Origin of the sequence: Streptomyces sp. NPDC101234 (assembly GCF_044767525.1) — a bacterium.
Taxonomy (GTDB): Bacteria; Actinomycetota; Actinomycetes; order Streptomycetales; family Streptomycetaceae; genus Streptomyces; species Streptomyces sasae.
The window spans coordinates 618,426-638,384 of sequence record NZ_JBIWOA010000002.1; the positions used below are offsets into that span (position 1 = coordinate 618,426).

16 protein-coding genes are annotated in these 19,959 nt (G+C 69.9%); 5 read left to right on the forward strand and 11 right to left on the reverse strand.

Features of this window, described 5'->3' with window-relative positions; translation table 11 throughout:
* Positions 1 to 42: 42 nt before the first annotated feature.
* The 3 genes from ACIRR9_RS06110 to fxlM all read left to right on the forward strand — a co-directional run bounded on the left by ACIRR9_RS06110 (position 43) and on the right by fxlM (position 5,588).
* Positions 43 to 3,105 (forward strand): lantibiotic dehydratase, encoded by a 3,063-nt coding sequence (locus tag ACIRR9_RS06110; RefSeq protein WP_403748046.1) that lies wholly within the window; start codon positions 43 to 45, stop codon positions 3,103 to 3,105.
* Positions 3,102 to 4,277: a lanthionine synthetase C family protein gene (locus tag ACIRR9_RS06115; protein WP_403748048.1), complete on the forward strand. Its 1,176-nt coding sequence runs from the start codon at positions 3,102 to 3,104 to the stop codon at positions 4,275 to 4,277. The genes ACIRR9_RS06110 and ACIRR9_RS06115 overlap by 4 nt, the downstream gene beginning before the upstream one ends.
* Positions 4,278 to 4,364: 87 nt before the next feature.
* Positions 4,365 to 5,588, forward strand: a complete 1,224-nt coding sequence (fxlM, locus tag ACIRR9_RS06120; protein ID WP_403748051.1) for a methyltransferase, FxLD system — start codon at positions 4,365 to 4,367, stop codon at positions 5,586 to 5,588.
* Between the two features lie 91 nt (positions 5,589 to 5,679).
* Here fxlM and ACIRR9_RS06125 read toward each other — a convergent pair whose 3' ends face one another.
* The 11 genes from ACIRR9_RS06125 to ACIRR9_RS06175 all read right to left on the reverse strand — a co-directional run bounded on the left by ACIRR9_RS06125 (position 5,680) and on the right by ACIRR9_RS06175 (position 18,742).
* A complete protein-coding gene (locus ACIRR9_RS06125) occupies positions 5,680 to 5,850 on the reverse strand; it encodes a hypothetical protein (protein ID WP_365800286.1) in 171 nt (56 codons plus the stop codon).
* A gap of 212 nt (positions 5,851 to 6,062) precedes the next feature.
* A complete protein-coding gene (gene haaN / locus ACIRR9_RS06130; protein WP_403748055.1) occupies positions 6,063 to 6,542 on the reverse strand; it encodes a cyclophane-containing RiPP N-acetyltransferase HaaN in 480 nt (159 codons plus the stop codon).
* 92 nt (positions 6,543 to 6,634) lie between these two features.
* Positions 6,635 to 7,795, reverse strand: coding sequence for an FxsB family cyclophane-forming radical SAM/SPASM peptide maturase (locus tag ACIRR9_RS06135; RefSeq protein WP_403748058.1), 1,161 nt, complete (start codon positions 7,793 to 7,795; stop codon positions 6,635 to 6,637).
* A 13-nt stretch (positions 7,796 to 7,808) separates the two neighbouring features.
* Complete coding sequence (gene haaA / locus ACIRR9_RS06140; RefSeq protein ID WP_403748061.1) at positions 7,809 to 8,012, reverse strand: HaaA family cyclophane-containing RiPP peptide; 204 nt, start codon at positions 8,010 to 8,012, stop codon at positions 7,809 to 7,811.
* A gap of 127 nt (positions 8,013 to 8,139) precedes the next feature.
* Positions 8,140 to 10,908, reverse strand: a complete 2,769-nt coding sequence (gene haaT / locus ACIRR9_RS06145; protein WP_403748064.1) for a cyclophane-containing RiPP biosynthesis TPR protein HaaT — start codon at positions 10,906 to 10,908, stop codon at positions 8,140 to 8,142.
* A 306-nt stretch (positions 10,909 to 11,214) separates the two neighbouring features.
* A complete protein-coding gene (locus tag ACIRR9_RS06150) occupies positions 11,215 to 12,984 on the reverse strand; it encodes a hypothetical protein (protein ID WP_403748066.1) in 1,770 nt (589 codons plus the stop codon).
* Positions 12,985 to 13,294: 310 nt separating this feature from the next.
* Entirely contained in the window at positions 13,295 to 15,007 is a 1,713-nt protein-coding gene (locus ACIRR9_RS06155) for a relaxase/mobilization nuclease domain-containing protein (protein ID WP_403748068.1), read from the reverse strand.
* A complete protein-coding gene (locus ACIRR9_RS06160; protein WP_403748070.1) occupies positions 15,004 to 15,666 on the reverse strand; it encodes a MobC family plasmid mobilization relaxosome protein in 663 nt (220 codons plus the stop codon). The genes ACIRR9_RS06155 and ACIRR9_RS06160 overlap by 4 nt, the downstream gene beginning before the upstream one ends.
* A 32-nt stretch (positions 15,667 to 15,698) precedes the next feature.
* Entirely contained in the window at positions 15,699 to 17,036 is a 1,338-nt protein-coding gene (locus ACIRR9_RS06165; RefSeq protein WP_403748071.1) for a hypothetical protein, read from the reverse strand.
* 90 nt (positions 17,037 to 17,126) lie between these two features.
* Positions 17,127 to 17,822 (reverse strand): ATP-binding protein, encoded by a 696-nt coding sequence (locus ACIRR9_RS06170; protein ID WP_403748190.1) that lies wholly within the window; start codon positions 17,820 to 17,822, stop codon positions 17,127 to 17,129.
* On the reverse strand, positions 17,819 to 18,742 hold the full coding sequence (locus tag ACIRR9_RS06175; RefSeq protein ID WP_403748073.1) for a hypothetical protein: 924 nt from the start codon (positions 18,740 to 18,742) through the stop codon (positions 17,819 to 17,821). Before ACIRR9_RS06175 ends, ACIRR9_RS06170 begins: the two co-directional genes overlap by 4 nt.
* Before the next feature lie 495 nt (positions 18,743 to 19,237).
* Here ACIRR9_RS06175 and ACIRR9_RS06180 point away from each other — a divergent pair, with 495 nt between their 5' ends.
* Together ACIRR9_RS06180 and ACIRR9_RS06185 are read left to right on the forward strand one after the other, a co-directional pair.
* Complete coding sequence (locus ACIRR9_RS06180; RefSeq protein ID WP_403748075.1) at positions 19,238 to 19,495, forward strand: helix-turn-helix domain-containing protein; 258 nt, start codon at positions 19,238 to 19,240, stop codon at positions 19,493 to 19,495.
* A 94-nt stretch (positions 19,496 to 19,589) separates the two neighbouring features.
* Positions 19,590 to 19,955 (forward strand): helix-turn-helix domain-containing protein, encoded by a 366-nt coding sequence (locus ACIRR9_RS06185; protein ID WP_390047819.1) that lies wholly within the window; start codon positions 19,590 to 19,592, stop codon positions 19,953 to 19,955.
* The last annotated feature ends 4 nt before the right edge of the window (positions 19,956 to 19,959 follow it).

Here is a 19,959-nt window from a genome sequence, read left to right on the forward strand (position 1 = left end):
CCGGCCCCGCCCGGTCACAGAACTATGGCGGAGGCATTGGAAATGGGAAGTGACGGAAAGCTCTACCAGCACACGGGCACGGCCCTGCTCCGGGCCGCCGCGATGCCGCTGACGAGCCTGCCGGGATGGTGGCCCGATCCGGCCGACACGGATGCCTGCCGCAGATGGCTGAAGGAGGTGTGGGCCGACGAGGGGTTCGCCGAAGCCGTCCGGCAGACGAGCGGCGATCTCGCCGCGCGGGTCGACGCGATCCGCGCGGGGCACCCGGCACGTCCCAAGCAGGCCCGGCGTGCCGCCCTGGCCACCGTCCGCTACGCGCTGCGAGCCACCGGGCGGCCGACCCCGTTCGGCCTCTTCGCCGGGGTGGCGCCGGTCGGCGTGGGTTCCACACCGTACGCGAGATGGGGAGACGCTCACCGGGCTGTGGCGCGGGTGGACACCGAGTGGCTGGACGACGTCGTCGTGCGTCTGGAGGCGTGCCCCGACCTGCTGGAACGCCTGGACGTGGTCCTGAACAACCTGGCGGCACGCCGAGGCGGACGCCTGCACGTCCCGCACGGCGGACCGATGGGGGCCACTGTCCGGCGCACCAGCGCGGTCCGCTGGATCGAGGACCTCGCGCGCGAGCCGGTCCGCTTCGCCGCCCTCGCCGAGCAGTTGGCCTCCGCCTTTCCCCGAACCGAGCCACGCCACATCACCACACTGCTCGGCACGCTGGTACGCGAGAAGTTCCTGATCACCAGCCTGCGCCCGCCGATGACCGACACCGATCCGCTGTCCCGCCTGATCGAGCAGCTGCACAGCGTGGACGCGGGCACGGTGCCCGAGGCCGCGTGGGTCCTGCACGAATTGGAAGCGGTGCGACGCGCCGTGCACGAGCACAACCGGCTTCCCGCGAACCACCAAGCGCCCCAACGGGAGGCGCTGACGCCGCTCTTGCGTCGGCTCTCCGGCGCGGGCCGAAGCCCTCTCGCCATCGACCTGCGGCTGGACGCCGACGTACGGATCCCCGAGAGCGTCGCGCGCGAGATGGAGCGGGCCGCCGATGCGCTGCTGCGGCTGACGCGCCGACCGGCGGGCCAGGGAGTGTGGAAGGAGTACCAGGTCGCGTTCTGGGAGCGGTACGGCACCGGCACGCTGGTGCCGGTCAAGGAGGTCGTCGACCCGGCGGCCGGGCTCGGCTACCCGGCCGAGTACCCCGGCAGCCGCATGACCCCGCCGCCACCGGCAGTCTCCGAGCGGGACGAGCGGCTGCTGGCCCTGGCCTGGCAGGCACTGGCCGACGGCGGCAGGGAGATCGTCCTCACCGACGACGTGATCGACCGCCTGGCCGACGAGACGATGGTCACGCGCGAGGCGCCGCCCCACGTGGAGATGTGCGCGCGCCTGCACGCCGACAGTCTGCCGGCGCTGGAGCGCGGGGACTTCACGCTCACCGTGACGCCGGCCCGCGCCGCAGGAACGCTCACGTCCCGGTTCACACCGGTCGCCACCGGCTCGGGACTCGACAAGATCTACCGCCAGGTCCCCGCGAGCGTCGAGAACGCGCTGACCGCGCAACTCTCCTTCCCGCCGCTGTACCCGCACACCGAGAACGTCGCCCGCATCCCGGCCTATCTCCCGCACGTGATCCCACTGGGCGAACACCGCGGCCCCGGCGACACCGTGCCGACGCTCATCGACGTCGATGACCTCGCGGTCACTGCCACGCACACCCGCCTCTACCTGGTGAGCATCTCCCGCCGTCGCGTCGTTGACCCGCAGGTCTTCCACGCCATGGCCCTGGACAAGCAACCCCCGCCCCTGGCCCGGTTCCTGGCGCACCTGACCCGCGCCTTCGGCCCCGCCTGGACCGGCTTCGACTGGGGTCCACACGGCACACGGCTACCGTTCCTGCCACGCGTCCGCTACGGGCGCGTGAACCTTGCACCCAGCCGCTGGAATCTGACCGTTGACGCCCTTCCAGGCCGAGGTACGGACACCCGGGACTGGGTGGACGCCCTCGGCCGCTGGCGGAAGCGGTGGCACTGCCACGATGCCGTCGAGCTGAGGGAGGACGACCGCACACGGCGACTGCGGCTCGACGTGCCCGCCCACGTCGCCGTCCTGCGCGCCCACCTGGCCCGAGAAGGCCAGGCCGTACTCACCGAGGCGTCACCCGAGGAGAGCTACGGCTGGATCGACGGCCACGTCCACGAGATCGCCCTGCCGATGACCAGCACCAGCCCGCCGGCCCCTGACCCGCTCTCCGGCCCCCTCCCCGTGCTCACCAACAGCACCCTCGGGCCCGTACCGGGATCGGTGTGGGCACCCTGGCTGAACGCCAAGATCTACACCCACCCCGACCAGTTCGAGGAGCTGATCGCCACCCACCTCGTGCGGCTCATGGCCCAGCTCCAGGGTGCACCCGAGTGGTGGTTCGTCCGCTATCGCACCCCGCACGACCCCGACCACCTGCGCCTGCGCATCCGCACCCGAAGCCCCGGGCAGTACTCCGCCCACACCGAGCTCGTCGCCCGATGGGCCGCCGGACTGCGTCACGAAGGGCTCAGCAGCAGGCTCGTGTTCGACACATACACCCCGGAGGTCGGCCGCTACGGCCCTGGCGCCGCCCTGCGCGGGGCGGAGGCGGTGTTCACGGCCGACTCGGCCTACTCCCTCGCCCTCCTGCGGGGCCTGGGAGCCGACGGCGTCGACGGCGTCGACGGACGCGCGCTGGCCGCGGCTGGCATGGCGGACATCGCCTGCGGTCTGCTCGGTCCGGACGAGGGCATGCGTTGGCTGGCCAACCGTCCCGCTCCTCCGGCCCGAGTCGAGCGAGGCGTCAGAGACCAGACCGTCGAACTCGTTCGCCACCCCACGCCCCGCGCCCGCGGCTGGGGCGAAGCGCTCGCACACGCGTGGCACCGCCGCGCCGTGGCCCTGACGCTGTATCGCGAGCACCTCGCCAAGGACATGGACCTCGACTCGGTTCTGGAGTCCCTGCTGCACATGCACCACAACCGACTGCGCGGCCTGGACCGGGAGGACGAGCGGATCTGCCGGCGCCTGGCCCGTCAGTCCGCTCTCGCGTGGACCGCACGGCCGGGGGAGAGCCACTCATGAACCACGACGCGTCGCCCACACCCACCAGGCCCGGCTGGGGCCAGTCGCTGTACTCCGGCGCGGCGGGAGCCGCCCTGCTGCACGCCGTCAGGGCCCACACCGGCGAAGACGACACGGGCGCGCTCCGGCCGTGGGCCGCCGCCATGGTCAAGGGCCCGATACACGCCGCCCCGGAGGCATGCGGCCTGTACGAGGGCGCGCCAGCCGTCGCGTACGCCCTCAGCTTCACGCACACGGACACCGCCACCCGCGCCCTGGCGACCCTGGACGCACACCTCGCCGACGTCACCCGCGACCGCCTCAAGCGGGCGAACGCCCGCATCGACGGCGGCGCGCCGCCCAGCCTGGGCGAGTACGACCTCATCAGCGGACTGACCGGCCTGGGGGTCTACCACCTGCACCGCGGTCACCGGACAGAACTACGGGACACCCTCGCCTACCTGGTGCGGCTGACCGAACCGATCACCATCGAGTCCCAGCTCCTGCCCGGCTGGTGGACCAGCGAGAGCCCCGACCTGCGCCCGTCGCCGCGATGGCCCGGCGGACACGGCAACCTCGGTCTGGCCCACGGCATCAGCGGACCCCTCGCGCTGCTGGCCACCGCCGTGCGCCACGGCCACACGGTGCCCGGACAGAAACGAGCCATCATCCGGATATGCGGCTGGCTCGACCAATGGCGCGACGGTACGGGCTCGCGCGCCTGGTGGCCGGGCCTGGTCACCCGAGCCGAACACCGACGCGGCGCTCTCCAGCACTCGGTACCAGGACGTCCGTCCTGGTGCTACGGCACCCCGGGCATCGCCCGCGCCCAACAACTCGCCGGCATCGCCCTCGGCGACCGCGACCGGCAACGCCGGGCCGAACAGGCCCTTGCCGGATGCCTGGCCGACGACCAGCAGCTTGCCCAGCTCACCGACGCATCCCTCTGCCACGGGTGGGCCGGCCTCGTACAGACCGCCTCCCGTGCCGCCGCCGACGCCGTCGATGACGAACTCGCGGCCCATCTGCCCCGTCTGCGGGCCCGGCTCGACGAGCACCTGGACCACAGCGGACTGCAGGACGGCGTCGGCCTGATGGACGGTACGTCGGGCATTCATCTGGTCCGTCTCACCGGCCCCGTCAACACGGCGGCCACCGCCCCCTGGGACCGCTGCCTGCTCCTGGCGGGATGACGCGCGTGAGTCGCACCCCGCACCAGATCACCTGAGTACGATCTGCCCCTGCCGTACGCACGGCCGGGCACCTTCCGGAAGGACGCGATGAACACCACCACCGGCGCCTCCCCCGAGGACCTGCGCAACCGCCTGGTCGACGCCATCCTGCAGCAGGACGTCTCCGGCCCTCGCGACGCACGCGTCGAAACCGCCATGCGGACCGTACCCCGCCACGCCTTCCTCCCCGACGCACCCCTCCAGGAGGCGTACGCCAACAAGAGCGTGACCATCAAAGAGAACCCGGACGAGGACGCACTCCCGCTGAGCTGCGCCTCCCAGCCCGACGTCGTGCACTTCATGCTGGTCCAGCTCGCCGTCCGCGAAGGCGACCACGTCTTCGAGATCGGGGCCGGCACCGGCTACAACGCTGCCCTGCTCAAGCACCTCACCGGAAAGTCCGGTCAGGTCACCACGTGCGACATCGCCCCCGACGTGACCGCCTACGCCCGCCGGATGCTGGACGCGAACGGATACGCCGACGTTCGCGTGGTCGCGAGGGACGGCGCCCTCGGCGCCCCGGAGTTCGGCCCCTACGACCGAATGATCGCGGCGGTCGGCATGTGGGACCTCCCCGGAGCATGGTGGGACCAGCTCGCCGTCGGCGGACGCCTCGTGGTTCCGCTGCGATGGCGCGGGCTGTCCAGGTCCGTGGCGTTCCGACGGGAGAAGGACCGGATGCGGTCCGACTCCGTCAGGATGTGCGGCTTCCTCCCGGTCATCGGCCAGGACGGCGAGAGGAACGACTACATCGACGATGACCGGCTCGTCAGGCTCTACTGGGACGAGGACCAGCCCATCGCCCCAGAGCTGCTGCGCGATGCCCTCACCCGACCGAAGTCGGTCGTCTGGACGGACGCGACGGTCGGCTCCGTCGAGTCCTTCGACGGCGTCTGGCTGCGCCTGAGCGCCACCGAACGAGCGACCTGCCGCATCACTGCGAAGCCGGCGGCACTGGAAGCCGGCCTCCACCGCCCCGCCTCACCCGCCCTGAGCCCAGCCCTCGTCGAGGCCGACTCCATCGCCTACCTCACTCTGGAGCGCACCGCCGAGCCTCAGGCCACCGAACCCCGGTTCCGGCTGGGAGCCGTCGGCTACGGCCCGGCCGGCGCCGAGCTCGCCGAGCGGATCTGTGCGCAGATCCGTGCCTGGAGCCCGGCCAGGACCGTCGAACCCGCGATCACCGCCTACCCTGCGGACACGCCGGACAGCGACCTCGCCGACGGAGCCGTGATCGACCGGCCGTCCGTGCGGCTCGTCATCGCCTACTGACCCTGCTGATCCTGACGCAGGCGGGCGCGGCTGTCGGCAAGTACGGCCGCGCCCAACGAAGCGGGAGCAGAGTGGTGCTGGACGACGGTGGTCAGCCCTGGGCGAGGTTCGCCTCACAGGTGGTGCACCGCCGCACGGCCATCCGCTTCGGATTGCCCGCGGTGGCAGTCGCCGGGTAGGCGCTGCCCAACCGTTCCCAGAGCCCGTGCGGAGGATTCGGGATCCACCCCCACCGCGGGGGCCGTACGTCGTCCTCGGTCATGTGGTCGCACCAGCCGGGCAGGTGCGCGCACTGCCCTGGGGAAATCAGGATCGTGTCATCCGGATGAGCACGCCACTCCCTCTTCACGGACGTCTTCACCGAACGAGGGGCCGCCGAAGCGGACGAGCCCGGCGGGCAATCGCACCCAAGCCCGATGATGATCTGGCTGCCGCACTCCTCGCAGCGCTCCACTTTCACAGTCCCACTCACCCTCACGCGGCGCCGGAGTCGATCCGGTAGACGATCTTCCCGTCGGACTCGGTGAACCCGCGCGACTCGTAGAAGGCCCGTGCGCCTGGGTTGTCGCGGTCAGCCATCCATTCCACCCGGCTGCATCCTGGGCGCGCGGCGGCCAAGGCGCGGAGTTCGTCCATGAGGCGAGCACCGATGCCCTGCCGACGCAGGGTGTCGCGGACGTAGAGCTCCTTCAGGAACAGGGAGTGCGTGGAGCCGGCGGCCGGCCAGAGGAAGGAGTAGGCGGCGAGACCCACGATGTCCCCGGTCTCGTCCTCGACGAGAAGGGTGGACGCCAGCGGTGGCGCGCCGAAGAGGGCTTCTTCCACCTGGAGGCGGCGCTCCTCGATCGGCTGGATATCTGTGTCGGTCGCTCCGTAGAACCGCTCGACCTCCTCGATCAGCTCGGCCACGGCTGGCACGTCCCGCTTCTCCGCGGGGCGGATCGTCACGGTCATCGGCGCCTCCTGTCCATTCTCGATTGCTTCGGTATCTGCTGTATTCGCTCGTTCCAACGCGTGATCCCCTCCCGGCGGTACGGCACACGCGCCTACGGCGACCCGGCGGCCCGCGCATACGGGTTCCAGCCGTGCTGCCACAGGGAGCCCTGCACGTGTCGGATGAGGTACTCCAGGTCCGCGCAGTAGACAGACGGGTTCCGGTAGCCCCGGGCTTCGCTGAAGCGGTGCGGGAGGTAGCCACCGCCGCACACCTCCACGAGTGGGCAGGCGCGGCACTGTTCGGCGAGCGCATCCTTGCCGTGCTGCCGGTGCAACAGCTTTGGATGCGACAGAGCTTCGTCGAAGGAGTGGCGCAGGACGTCGAGCCCGAGCCAGGAGGCACCTTCCTCGACCGACCGCAGGGTGTCCACCGCCTCGATGGAGCCATCGGACTCGATCACGACGCTCGTCGGCGCGGCCAGACCGAGCGTCTCCACCGAGCCGCGCACGCCAGAGCTGAGGGCCACGATGTCCTCCAGCATCCGGACACTGTGCCCGTACTCCGGCCGGGCGAGCCAGGCGTCGTACACCCTGCTCATCCACCTCCCGTACTCGGGCACGCTGGGGTCGGCGCGGTGCGGTGGGTCGTCGTGGGTCGCGTGCGGCAGGCCGAAGTCGATCACGGGCGGTTCGAACGCCGCCAGGTAGTCGTGGACCTCCACAGGGTCGTTAGCCAGGTCCACGACGGCGAGCAGCCCCGCGAAAAGGTGCGGCCGCGACCGCAGGAGTTCGATGCCGTGCACGGCGGAGGCGGCGCTCGACCGTCCGGCGTGAGTCAGCCGGTGCCGGTCGTTCGCACGCGGCGGTCCGTCGAGGCTGACGCCCACCGCGACCTCGTACCGCTCGAAGAGGTCCAGCCAGGCACTGGACAGAAGCGTCCCGTTGGTCTGGAGCTCGAAGAGAACCCGGGTCTCGGTCGGCGCCTCGTCCCGGACGGCCTCCAACAGCTCGGCCATGTGCCGGACGCCGGCGAGAAGCGGCTCCCCGCCATGCAAGACGACGTGGATGGTCCGAAGTCCGTGCGTGGAGGCGTGCTCACCGATCTGCCGGGCCGCAGCCCGGGCCACAGCGAGGTCCATCCGGGCGGGGAGGCGCCGCGCCACCTGGTCCTTGGAGTTGAAGACGAAGCAGTAGTCGCAGTCGATGTTGCAGCGGTTGGCGACCTTGAGGATGAACGTCCGGAAAGGAACGGGGCCTTCGGGTTCTGTCATTGAGCGGACGTGCTCACAACGGCCAGGGCCAGATGAGGGAGGCCGCGTGAGTACCGTCACCGAACCGACCCGTCGCGCTCTCCTCGGCCTCCAGCCGCTGCCGTACGCGTGCGGCCACGCGGTCCAGGACGGCGGCTCCGGCAGGCGTCGGCTCCGCGGAGTCCGGGCTGACGGGCGTGATGGCGTGTGGCTCGGTGACGGACGTGGGTGACGGCATCCAACGCTCCTCGTGAGATACGTGCGGGAGGCGGCACGGTGCGATCGGGCTGAAGCGACAGATCAGCCGGAAACGTAGCATCCTCAACCACCCATCCAGCACCGGAAATTCGGCCACATGGTTGGCGTCAACCGGACCGCGACACCAGTAACCGTTCGATGTCGTCCACCGCCACGCTCACCCCCAGCCGCCGGTACACGGTCACGGCGGCTCGCAGTGAGCCCACGCCGTGACCAGGCCCGTCAACCGTCCAGTCGCAGCGGCCGATGCCCTCCAACGCCCGTGCCTCCTCCAGCGGGTAGCGGATGTCCCGCGCGAGCGTGAGGGCCTGATCGAAGTGCCGACGACCGGCTGCCGGTTCACCCGAGGTGAGCAGCAGCATCCCCCAGTGGTTCAGCACCTCCGCCTCGCCGCACCGGTCGCCCAGGCTCCGCAAGATCCGCAGTCCATCCTGGAACGCCTCAATCGCTCCGTCGAGCCCACCGACGATGCCGCGTGCCACGCCCAGCTCACTCAGCGAGGCGGCCTCACCCCCGCGGCTGCCGAGTTCGCGGTAGGTCTCCAGGGCCTCCTCCAACAGCCGGATCGCCTCTGCCGCGTCCCCGGAGACGCGGTCCACGACGCCAAGGTGGCGGATGCTGTTCGCGCGGCCGAACCGTTCACCGAGCTCGGTGAAGTGCGTCAGGGCCTGGCTGTGTGCCGTCCGAGTTCCCTCGATGTCTCCGGTCAGCCGTCGGACGACGCCCAGCTCGTTCAGTGCGTAAGCCTGGTGAGTACGGTCGTCGAGCTCGAGGTAGATGTCGAACGCTTCCTGGTGATGCCGCTCGGCCACGTCGTATGCGCCCATGAGGCAGTGCACGACGCCCAGGTCGCGCAGGGAGTTCGCTTCCCCGTACCGGTCACCGAGTTCCCGGTAGATCGCCAGGGCCTCGCTCTGTGCCTCCAGCGAGGCGTCGAACCGGCTCAGCTGCCGGTGTGTCATGCCGAGATCGGCAAGCGCGTTCGCTTGTCCGAGTCGGTAGCCCAGCTCACGGTAGAGGGCGAGGGACTCGGCTTGGGCACGGGCTGCGTCCTCGTTGTCGGCGGTCAGATACCAGACGATGCCGAGCTGGTTGAGAGCGTCTGCCTTGCCCCGCCGTTCGTCGACCGCTTCGTACGCCGTCACGGCGTCGCTTAGGGCTTCGATCGCCTGCGGATAGGCGGCCATGAAGCGGCGCACGACACCGAGTTCGGCGAGAGCGTCGCCCCGGGCCCGCTGGTCGCCGGTGTGGTTGGCGGCTTCGGCGGCGGTCCGGTGGAGCCCGACGGCCTGGTCCCAGGGACCGGCCTGGCGCAGGAAGGGTGCCATGGCCGCGGCGAGCCGGACCACGAGGTCGTACAGGGAGAAGCCGTTCGCCCGCCGGACGGCGGCGAGGATGTTGGCCCGCTCGGTCTCCAGCCAGCTCAGGGCGTCCGCCCGCGATTCCAGGACCGGAGTTTGTACCCGCGAGGCGTCGTCCGGCGCCGGTGGCACGGTGGCGCCGCTGCGCACGATGTGCCCGTTCGCGACGGCGAGAGCGGCCAGGTAGTACGTACATACACGCTGGACGGCCTGTACGTGGTCCATGCTGTCCCCCTCGGCGGCGAGACTGCGAGCGTAGTCACGCAGGAGATCGTGCAGCCGGTAGCGACTCCCCGGTTGCTCGTCGATCAGGTGGTCGTCGTAGAGCGCCTCAAGGTACTGGCGGGCCACCACGACCGAGACCTCACCCAGAGCCGCCCCGACGTGCACGTCGAGATCCGTGCCGGGGAAGAAGCCGAGCCGCAGGAAGAAGCGCTGCTGCTCCGGCGCGAGATCCCGGTAGGAAAGATCGAACGTCGCAGTGACGGCGCGCTCCCCGGCCCGCAGCTCCCCCAACCGGTCCCGCGCCGCCACCAGCCGCCCGCGCAGGTCCTCGGCGATCCAGGACGGATGGTGCCGCAACCGTGCCGCGAGCAGAGACACCCCCAGCGGCAGACACCCGCACAGCCGGACCAACTCGTCCACCACATCACGGTCCAGGGCATCGGCCGGTCGCCCACTGAGCCGCACGAAGAGATCGACCGCGTGATCCGGCGGCAGCGCGTCCACCGACATGACCACCTCCTCGTTCGCCACCAGTCTTTTGCGGCTGGTCACCAACACCAGGCACCCGCCCCCACCGGGCAGCAGCGGCTCCAGCTGCCGGTAGCTGGCCGCGTTGTCCAGAATCAGCAGCGCCTTCTTGTCCGCGAGTCTGCTCCGCCACATGGCGGCCCGGGCCTCCGTGACCGCTCCGACGTCGTCCCCGACAGGTATCTGCTGCGTCGGCACGCCAGCAGCCGCGAGAAGCGAGGCAAGCGCCTCGCCGGCCTGCACCGGAGTGCGCCCCGGCGTGTACCCGTTGAGGTTTACGAAGAGCTGTCCGTCGGGGAACCGCTCGGAGAGCAGGTGGCCGGCGTGCACGGCGAAAGTGGTCTTTCCGACGCCCGGCATCCCGTCGATCACGTGAACGGGCAGCCCCTCGCCCTGCTCCTGTGAGGTCCGCACTGAGCCCACGAGCTGCTCCAGCTCCGCGGTCCGGTCGGTGAACGCGGCGGTGTCGCGCGGTAAGGAACGCAGCACTTGAGCGGCCTCCGGCGGCCCCGCTCCATCCTCCGGCCTCACCGACGGCGCGGGAGGCCGCGACTCGGAAAGCCCGGCGAGCAGGGCCGTCATCCCTGCCATCGTCACACCCAACACGGCGAACGAGAGCCATGCGTGCTCCTGTAACCACCCCAGCCAGCCGGGCCACCGCGACTGGTTGGACACGGCGTTCGTGACGAGGCCGACCAACAGCGTGGTCACAGCGCCGCCTCCGGCGACGACGGCGATCGCGATCCCGCGCCGGAGTCTCATACGGAGGCCCCAGCGGCCGGGGGAGCGGCCGATTCCCCCGTGGTGCCGCTGATGAGACACCACATACCGCCAACCGACCTGGTCACGAAGGCAACCCCCGAGTCCGACGCCCCAACTTTCCTAACGGAACAGTCCTCGTAGACCTTGGTCAAGGGCGCGTCTGAGCCACGGGGTGCGCCGGCTTCCACACGGCACACTGGCCCACGTCCACCGCACCATCTTCAGAAGTTCACGCAACTCCTGATGATCACGCAGTGGCCGCTTCGCTATCGGCCCCGGCTGCGAACTGGTCAATCGGCTTGGGACCTACTCGGCATCGCGGGTCGTGGCCTCGGATCTAGTCGGTTTCGTGGACCTCGTGCCAGCATTCTCGCTCTTCTCGCCCGCCTCGATGGGGACGTAGCGCCGCCGTTGAAGCTCCTCGCGTTCAACATCCGGGATCGTCATCGACTCGGCAAGCACGGCGGCGAGTGCGTCCACTTGAGCCTTGTCGATGTCAGAGTGGAAGAGCCACTGGATGTTCTCGTCACGCGTGATGAGGTCGATCGTCCAGCGTGCGCTCTTGTCCTGTGAGGTCGCCGCTCGGATGTATCGCACTTGGTCGATCGGGACGCCTTGAAGGACCGCGCCTTGCTCAAGGAATGCGTTCGTCTTGGCCGTGATGATGCGGCGATCCGTGACGGCTACCAGTGTTTTTTCTGCAACCTTGTCCATCGCTGCCGCCAACATCCCCTTCGCTCCGCCGAGAATCGCAGAAATTGGATCAAGGGCATCGAGCTGGTCGGAGAAGCCGAGGGCACGTAGGGTCTCACCGTCCTGAAGGAGCCATCGCAGGATGCGAAGGTACGGCTCGATACCCAGCGATTTGGGTGCGCAGACGACGTCCGGAGCCTCAAGCGGAGGGGCTGGTGGACGGAGAGCATCGGCAAGCGGCTCGACCGCCTCTAGAAGATGGGCGGAGATTTCGCGGGCTGCCTTTCCGTCCTTCCGCTTCCCCAGCAGCGGCCATGCGTCGGGTCCGGAGAGCTCGGCGGTGATCCGCAGCTCCCGCGTCAACGCTTCGACGAGGCTTGTTGTCTCAGCGAGAACGGAGTCGAACTCCGCTCGGGTGTCGCGGGCGATGACCTCGGCGTACTGCGCCTCGGCGGCGTCTTCGCGTCCAGCGGCTCTCGCCCTCGCGGCGCGGAGCGCGTGATACCCGGTCCATGCCTTGAGGGAGGACAGGAGTGCGTAGGCGTCGAAGGCGATCGCCTCGGCGTTCGTCTGCAGATACTCACGGTGGCTGCGTGTGTCGGCCCGATCGATCTGCCTGACGTGGTCGCGGACGTTCCCCTGGTAGAGCTCAAGCTGCTTCTGCAACAGTGCTCCGCTGCCCGCGACGTCCTCCCACAAGGACGTCGGGACCGATTCGATCTCTCGTGCTTGGTCGACCGCGCGATCGATGGCGGCGACGAGCCCAGTCAGTTCGGCCCACTGATCCTTGCGGATGCTGGTGAGGACCTGACTTGTCACCCCGAGGTTGGTCCTGACGAGGCCCGAGACCTCACTCAGCATCATCTGAAGGCCGACCATGGCCAGCGCAGGCCCGATCGAGGCCGCGGTCTGCGCCTTGCTCACCGCATTCACGGAGTAGAAGCGAGCCTGACGCAGGATGCGGCCAGGAACCATCACCGCTCCGAGGTTCCCGCCGTCCTTGACGGCGAGCGTCGCGCCGCTGTTCAGCAGAGCCTGTGCCGCGTTGTCGATCCTGTAGAGCCCCTGCACGCTGGCGAACGCGTTTCCGAGATTGCCGACCACGGTCGCCGCGTTCCCGATCGAGGCGAGGATCGCTGAGATCTGCTTGCGGTCGACAGCTGGCACGATTCCGAAGTCGATCAGGTCGGGCTTCAGCTCCGGCGGGACCTCGCCGGCGACGACAGCCACCCCTGGGAGCACCTCCACCAGGACCGTCGACGCCGTCGTCGAGTCGATGTCCGAGTTGGACGTCGGACCGTCCACAACAGGTGAGGCGGCGGCATTGCTCCGGCCGTTCTCCTCAGGCTCGGCGATCTCCATCGAATCCGAAGGGTCCTGCATGTGATCTCCTCCCCCGCAAGCGCGCGCAACGGCCGGACCTCGTCGGCGTTGACTGCCGAAGTCTACGGCTCAACACCCAGCGGCTAAGCCCGAATCCACCGGGCTGATTCCGCACAGGCTGGTGCCAGGCAGGGGTGCACGCGGCGGCGCTTGTAGGTCACTCCAAGCAGGGCTATCAATAGCCGAAATCCTTCAAGCGCTCGCCTCGCTGGTTCCAGAGCCCCGTCGTATCGTGCCTGAAAGCGCCGTGGTTCGGCGCCGCAGCTGACGACCTCTGTCCCTGGGGAAGCCGCTGGTCGTGACCGGGTGGTCATCGTGACCGTTGCGGATGAGGCGTTGTCAGTGTGACCGCCGAAGGGGTCTGCTCAGCGGCCCTCGGGGTGGAGCGGGCGCTAGCAGTGGTGCTGCGTGTTTGTGCGGCACGGGCGCGGGGGCTGGGTGCGTGGCGTTCACCGAGGCGCTGGATGCGCCAGGTGAGGACTTCCGCCGGGGAGCGGGCATCGTTCAGCGGGCGTTGCCCGGCTGCTTGCTGGAGCAGGGTGGTTGGGTCGTGGCCCGCGCGCTCGGCGTCCGCGAGCACCGCCGCCAGTGCGTCCCAGGCGCTCTCGCCGAGGACCTGCTCGGCGCAGGCGGGCACGGCCTTGCGCAAGTGCTCGGCGTATCGGCGCGTGACGTCGGCCGACGGCGGTCGTTCGGCGAGCCGCGACAGCGGGACCGGTGCGGCCTGCCCGTACGCGGCCTGGAGATGGAGCAGGGTCTGCTGGGCTGCGGCCACCTGCTGGTCGTGCTGCTGCAGAGCGCTCCTGCGGCGCACGGCGATGACCACGAGGATCGCGGCGTCCACGAGCATGGCCACGAGACTGTCGTCGGCGGGGTGGGAGCGCATGGTCTTCAGGGCGCCGCGCAGCGCGCGGGCATGCCGGTCGTCCACGCGGGCACGGGTGTTGACCGCGTACTCGAACGCGTAGGCCGCTTGGCGCAACTCGGCGCGGAGGTGAGCGGGGGCGAGGGCGGGCAGGGCGTAGAGGATCTCGCCGAACGCCACCAAGTGTGCCCGGGCTGCCGCCGGGTCGTCCTGCGCGAGGCGGTGAGGGATGCGGTCGATGCTGGCGGTGGCCTGGTGCCATGGGTTCGGCCGGGGCCGGCCTGCTGGCTTTGGGACGGCGGGTTCGGTGGCGGCGAGGCGTTCTTGGATCTTGGGTAGGGACAGGTCGGTGGCGAGACTGGAGCCGGAGTACCAGATGGGCTCGAAGTCGGTGTTGGTGTCGTCAGCGAGGGCTACCTTGTAGCCCTTGAGGTCGCCGGAGGGCAGGGTGCGGGTTTCGACCTGCAAGCCCGCGTCGGCGAGCAGGTTGAGGAACTCCTCCACGCTGTGAGCGTGGGAGAGCGCGGTGCGCACCATGAGGCGCAGCTGCTCGCGCACGGGCCGGTCGCGTCCGCTGCGGGCGGCCTTCTCCGTCTCCGCCCGAGTGGGGCGCTTGGCGGCGGGCCAGGTGTCACGGTCGCGATTGACCTGGTGGAGGCCGAAGTCGGTCTCGATCTGGCTGAGTTCTGTCATGGCGCGGTGGTAGTCGTTCCAGTTGCGCGGCGGGCGCAGGTCCCCGCGCATCTTGGTGGCGACGATGTGGATGTGGTCATCCGCGTGGCGCACGGCGATCCAGCGGCAGCCGTCCGGATCACCGTCTGGGGCGATGCCGGTGGCGTGCAGGACGCGGCGGGCGATGGTGGCCCACTCGGCGTCGGACAGGGTGCGGTCCTCGGGTGCGGCGCGGAGCGAGCAGTGCCACACGTGCCCCTCGGGGGCCTGGTCGCCGGCCTGCTTGACCCGCAGGTCGAGGGCTTTGACGAGCTGGTCCATCCGCTCCTTGTGACCGGGGCTGTCTTCGGGGCCGGGGTCTGGGGCGAAGCCGTCCCATGAGGCGACGATGTGCTGGTCGGTGTGCACGGTCGCCGTGCCCGGCCCGAAGAGGTAGATCAGCACGCCCCGGGTCTTGTTGCCCGGTTTGACGATGTTCGCGATCACGCCCGGCCTGCCTTCTGCCCGGCGGCCCGGAAAGCTGCCTCGTCCACGGCCTTCACCGCGTCCTGGGCGGCGGCCAGGAGGCGTTCGGCTCGTTCCAGGACGGCGCCGTCCACAGGGTGTGGATCGCCGTCGGAGTTGAGGCGGCGGGCGATCTGGTTGACGTTGGTGCCGATCCGGGCGATCTGGGTGCGCAGGGCGGCGAACTCATCGATCGCGTCGTCGTAGACCGTGCGCTGGTCGGGCAGGTGTGCCTCGCCGTTGACGAAGGCCATGACGACCGCGCCGACGAGGTGCGCGCCGGTGATGCCCAACGCCTTGGCCTTGGCAAGGATCTTGGACTTCTCGTCAACGCTGTAGCGCACGTCGACGCGCTTTTTGCGGCGCTCGTCATCACGTTCTCGGCGACGGGCGACACGGTGGAGCACGGCTTCGTCGGCAGCGCGTACGACGACTGGCTGCTGTTCGGCGACAGCGTCTTCGCCCACCCCCTCCTGCTCCGGCGCGCCCTCGCGCCGGAGCCTCTCCTCCGCCACCCCCGGGGCGGAGGAGTCTGCGATGGACCGGCCCTTGGACGGTCCATCGCCATTGCTTGCTGCCGTCGACGTGGGCGTGGTGATCTCCCTTTGGGTGTCGTGTAGTTCGAGGTACGAGTCGTGCATTGAGCGGTCTTCCTCGGATATTGGGTGGCGTCTCAGCGCGGGTGGCTGGCGGGCGCGGTCGGCAGCTCGGCCTTGACGGTGCGGACCACCTTTCCGGCGGTGTCGCTGGCCACGCTGTAGCCGTCCTTGCGCACGGCTTCCTCCAGTAGGTCACGGGAGAGACGTCCGTGCTTGCGGTAGAGGTCCTGGGCGTATTTATTGAGGAGGGCCCGTGTCGCGCGCGGTTTGGAGCCCGGGCCATTCGACTCCGCCCGCGAGGCCGTGCCTGGAGCGTCGCCCGGTGGCCCCTCGCCCGGGTCTGGTTCCGGGCTGACGGTGGTGCGGGCGGGCTGTTGCGGGCGCTCGTGCTGGGGGCGGGCTGCCCGGTCGGCGGTGTCATCGCCCGCGACCTTGGTGGGCGGGCGGCCCGGAGTCTCTGCCCGTTCTTCTGCCGTGGCCCGCGGGCGGGCCGTCGAGGAGCCGCCCCTCGTGCGCGCGGTGGTATCGGGCCAGCGCGCGGGCAGTGGCTTGGAGGCCAGGGCAGTGGCCTGTTGGCGGGTGGCGAGCTTGCGCAGCAGCAGCTCGTCTTGGAGTTCGTCGCGGTCGACGTCAGCCTGCTCCAGGGCCTGGTGCAGGCGGCGGGTGAGTCGCCGGCCTCGCCACTTGGTGCGTTTCGAGGGCGTCATGGCCTCTGCGCGGAGAATCAGGGTGACGGCCTGGTCGAGGGCGCGCTCGCGGATGATCCGGGCGGCGTCCGCGTCCCGGTCTGCGATCGAGAGCCGGGCGAGGAGCCGTTCGCGTGCCTGTCGGGCGAGGACGGCGGCCAGGCTGCGGGAGTCGGCGTGCGGGCTGCGGTGACGCAGCTCGATGCCCATGGCCAGGTGCCAGAGCATGGCCGCCATGACCGGGCCGACGAAGGCCCGCACAGTTCCGCCCACGGGCCCGGATTCGGCGTAGGCGGGCAGGATCTGCACGGCGGTGATCACCCAGGTGAGGGTGCCGGGCAGGCCGGGTGCCTGCTTCGGGCCGTTGAGGTTCTGCCGGGCCAGCAGGGCGGTGGCGAACAGGGCGAGCTCGGCGGCGGCGAACATCGCGGCGCGCTCGATGGTGCTGCCCATGTCGAGGTAGTCGGCGGCGAACCGCCAGCTGGTGTCAGCGCTGTAGGCGGTGCAGCCGATCGCGGCGACGGCGGCGATTGGGATCGCGGCGGTGTTACGGCGCCGTCCGGCGTCCTGCTTTCGTCGGCGCCGACGCAGGAGCCGTGCAGCAGACAAGGCGGCGACGAGTAGCAGCACCGCGATGGCCGCAGGAGCGGTGATCCAGTGCGGCAGGACGGATGTGCCGTTGGCGTTGGCGTTGGCGTTGATGAGCGTGGTGGTGCCAGGTGTCATGCAGAGGCTCTCCAAGGGGCCCTCGCGTTCGAGGGCAGGCGGAAGCGCGGGCGGGCGATGCGAGACGGTGCGGGAGGGAGCGCCGGCCGGTCAGACGGCTGGCGCGGTGCGGCGTCGGTCGGGGCCGGTGAGGATGACGCGTTCGGTCATCTCGGCGAGGCGGGAGGCGACGCGGTCGCCGAGCGCGGTGCGCAGTTCGGCGGTGGGGAGGTTGGTGGTGATGAGGGTGGGGAGCATGTGCTCGTACCGGTGGTTGATGAGCCGGTAGGTGAGCTCCTCGGTCCACTCGCTGGTCTTGGCCGCGCCGAGGTCGTCCAGGAGCAGCAGCGGGCAGCGGGCGAGCGTCTGCAGATCCCGTTCGCCGTCGTGGCCTGCGCGAGGGCGGAGCCGTGCGTGCAGGTCGGCGGAGGTGGTGGCCTCCCAGCGCAGGCGGACGCCTCGGCTCAGGAGGGCCCGGACAGCGCCGTACGCCTGGTAGGTCTTGCCCGTACCCGTGGGGCCGGCGATCAGCAGTGACGGGCCCTCGGCGATACCCGGTCCGCCAGGGCCAGGGCGTCCTGCCCCGGCGATCTGGTCGGCCCAGGCGGTGATCTGTGAGTGGTCGGCCAGAGCACGGCGGTAGCGGGCCGGGATACGGGCATCCGCCAGCTCCAGGGCGGTGACCGGTTCGTGCTCTGGCTCCTCGGCGGCAGCTGCGGGGTCGATTCCGCGGTTGGTCAGGATGCCGTTGAGCCGGTCGGCGAGCGGGCCGACGCGCTGGGGTGCGCGGGTGAGGGTGGCGGTCAGAGGTCATCTCCGTAGGCGGCGACGATGTCGGTGGGGTTCGTCCAAGCCCTGTGGGCGGCGGACGTGGCAGGGGAGGCGGCGTTCATGACCTCGTGGACGAGGCTGGGCAGGACGCTCGGGGACAGGCCCTTGGCCCGATGGCGTTCGAGGGCGGCCCGGAGGTGGGTGGGGGCGATGCCCTCGTCGAGCAGCTTGCGCAGCTGCCCGCCCAGATGGTTCAGGAAGGCGTCCGGCGGGCGGTGTTTGCACGCGGCGACGTACTCGGCAAGGAGCTGCTTAGCTGAGACGGTGTCGGGCGCGGGGGCGCTTGCGCCCCCCGAAGGGGTACTTCCTAGATCCATGATCCTAGGTCCTAGATCCGGACGGTGAGGCTTCACGGACGGCTCCGGGAGTCCTCCGTGAGCCCTCATGGAGGACTCCGTGAAGCCCACCTGACCTGCTATTTCGTCATCGGCGTCCGGATTCACTGCAGGTTCGCGCGTCTTCCGTGCGCCCTCACCTAGGGCTCCGTGAGGCGGCAGTGAGGGCTCCGTGATGTCGACGTCGGCAGCGCTCGGCGTGACTCCGGCCTGGGTGTCGTGTCGGGGGCAGGCGGGAAGGCGGCTCTTGCTGGGCCGGTTGATCTTCTGGTGCTCGTGCCAGGTGACGACGTGCAGGTAGTTCTTGTCGCCTGGGCCCTTGTAGCGGCAGATCAGTTCGGCATCGGCGAGCTGGGCTAGGTCCTTCTCGACGTCTTCGGGCCCGTGGTTCGGACGCAGGACCCACAGCTGCCCGGCGATGATCGCGGCGTGGTCGCGGTGGCGGCCCTGGTCGTCGGCCTGGGTGAGCAGGCCGAAGAAGGTGCGTTCGGCGGTCAGGGAGACGCCGGCCAGGGACTCGGAGACGAAGGCTTCGGGCTTGATGGTGCGGATTCGGGCCAAGAGGTCGGTTCCTCACTCGGTTGCAGGTGGGCGGGCACCCACGGCTCACCGTCGATCGTGGCGATACGGGCTTCAGGGGCAGGGGAGTTGTCCGGTTTCGGCAGCGAGGGGCACGCTGATGGCCGCTCTCGCTTTCCGGGGGCGTCGTCAACATAGCCACACCCAAGCCGTGCAAGTCCAGCCCTATCCAGCGCAATCTCTCACGGCAGAAAGGCTGCCCAAAAAGCAGGCAGCCCGAAAAGGGTAGGGCACGATTCGCGGTTGCCGAAATAGTTGCCCCGGCTGCCGAGCCAGAAGCATCACATCGAGAAGCCGTTGACCTTCCACCGACGGGGAAGCTACAACACAACACCCCACGTCAGAGGGGCGAACGATGTGCCGGTTTCCGACCCCTCTCAACCCGGGGATCCGCTTCGTCCGAGGAACCGCGCGAGCAGAACATAGACCACGATCGCCGGTTAACCAAACCGGCGAATGGACGCTACAAATGGAGCCATGCCCGCACGCTCATTGGAAATCGGATCCGCAGGAATGCGGACGGCCCGCACCATCGAAATCCTCCGCACTGAACGCGGTTTGTCGCAGCGCCAGTTGGCCGACCGCATGACCCTGCTCGGTCACCCGACGTCCAACACCATGCTGTCCCGCATCGAACGTGCTCAGCGTCGATGCGACGTCGACGACCTGGTCGCAATCGCCGAAGCCCTCCGAGTCCCGCCCCTCACGTTGCTGCAGGGGCCCATCGCCACGTGATGAGCCCCGTCCAGAACCGCTGACCGAGACTCCCCCCCCCCAACCGAGAGAGGACCCGCCCTTCTTGCACCCCACCGCGATATCGCCCGGCCTCGTGCGCCACCGCCTCAGCACAGAGCCCGAAGCCCCCTTGCTGCGTCTCTACCGCCCCGAAGAGATCGCCGAAGCCCTTGGCTGTTCCGCCTGGTGGGTCAAGGACCGCGCCCGACGCGGCCTCATCCCGCACACCCGAGTCGGCCGCGCTTACCGCTTCACCGCCGAACACCTCGCCGGGATCGTCCGCCTCCACGAAGAGCGCCCGAAGCGATCCGTGAGCAATGCGCCGGCGGGTCCGACAGTCACAAGTCCTCCCACTCCACGAACCCGGGCCGCCCAGCCTCCTGGGCCGACTACCGCTCCGCCGACAGGGCGTCTGCGGGCCCGACCGCCTCGTCGTACCCAGTACGAGACCGTCGCGTAGCGCG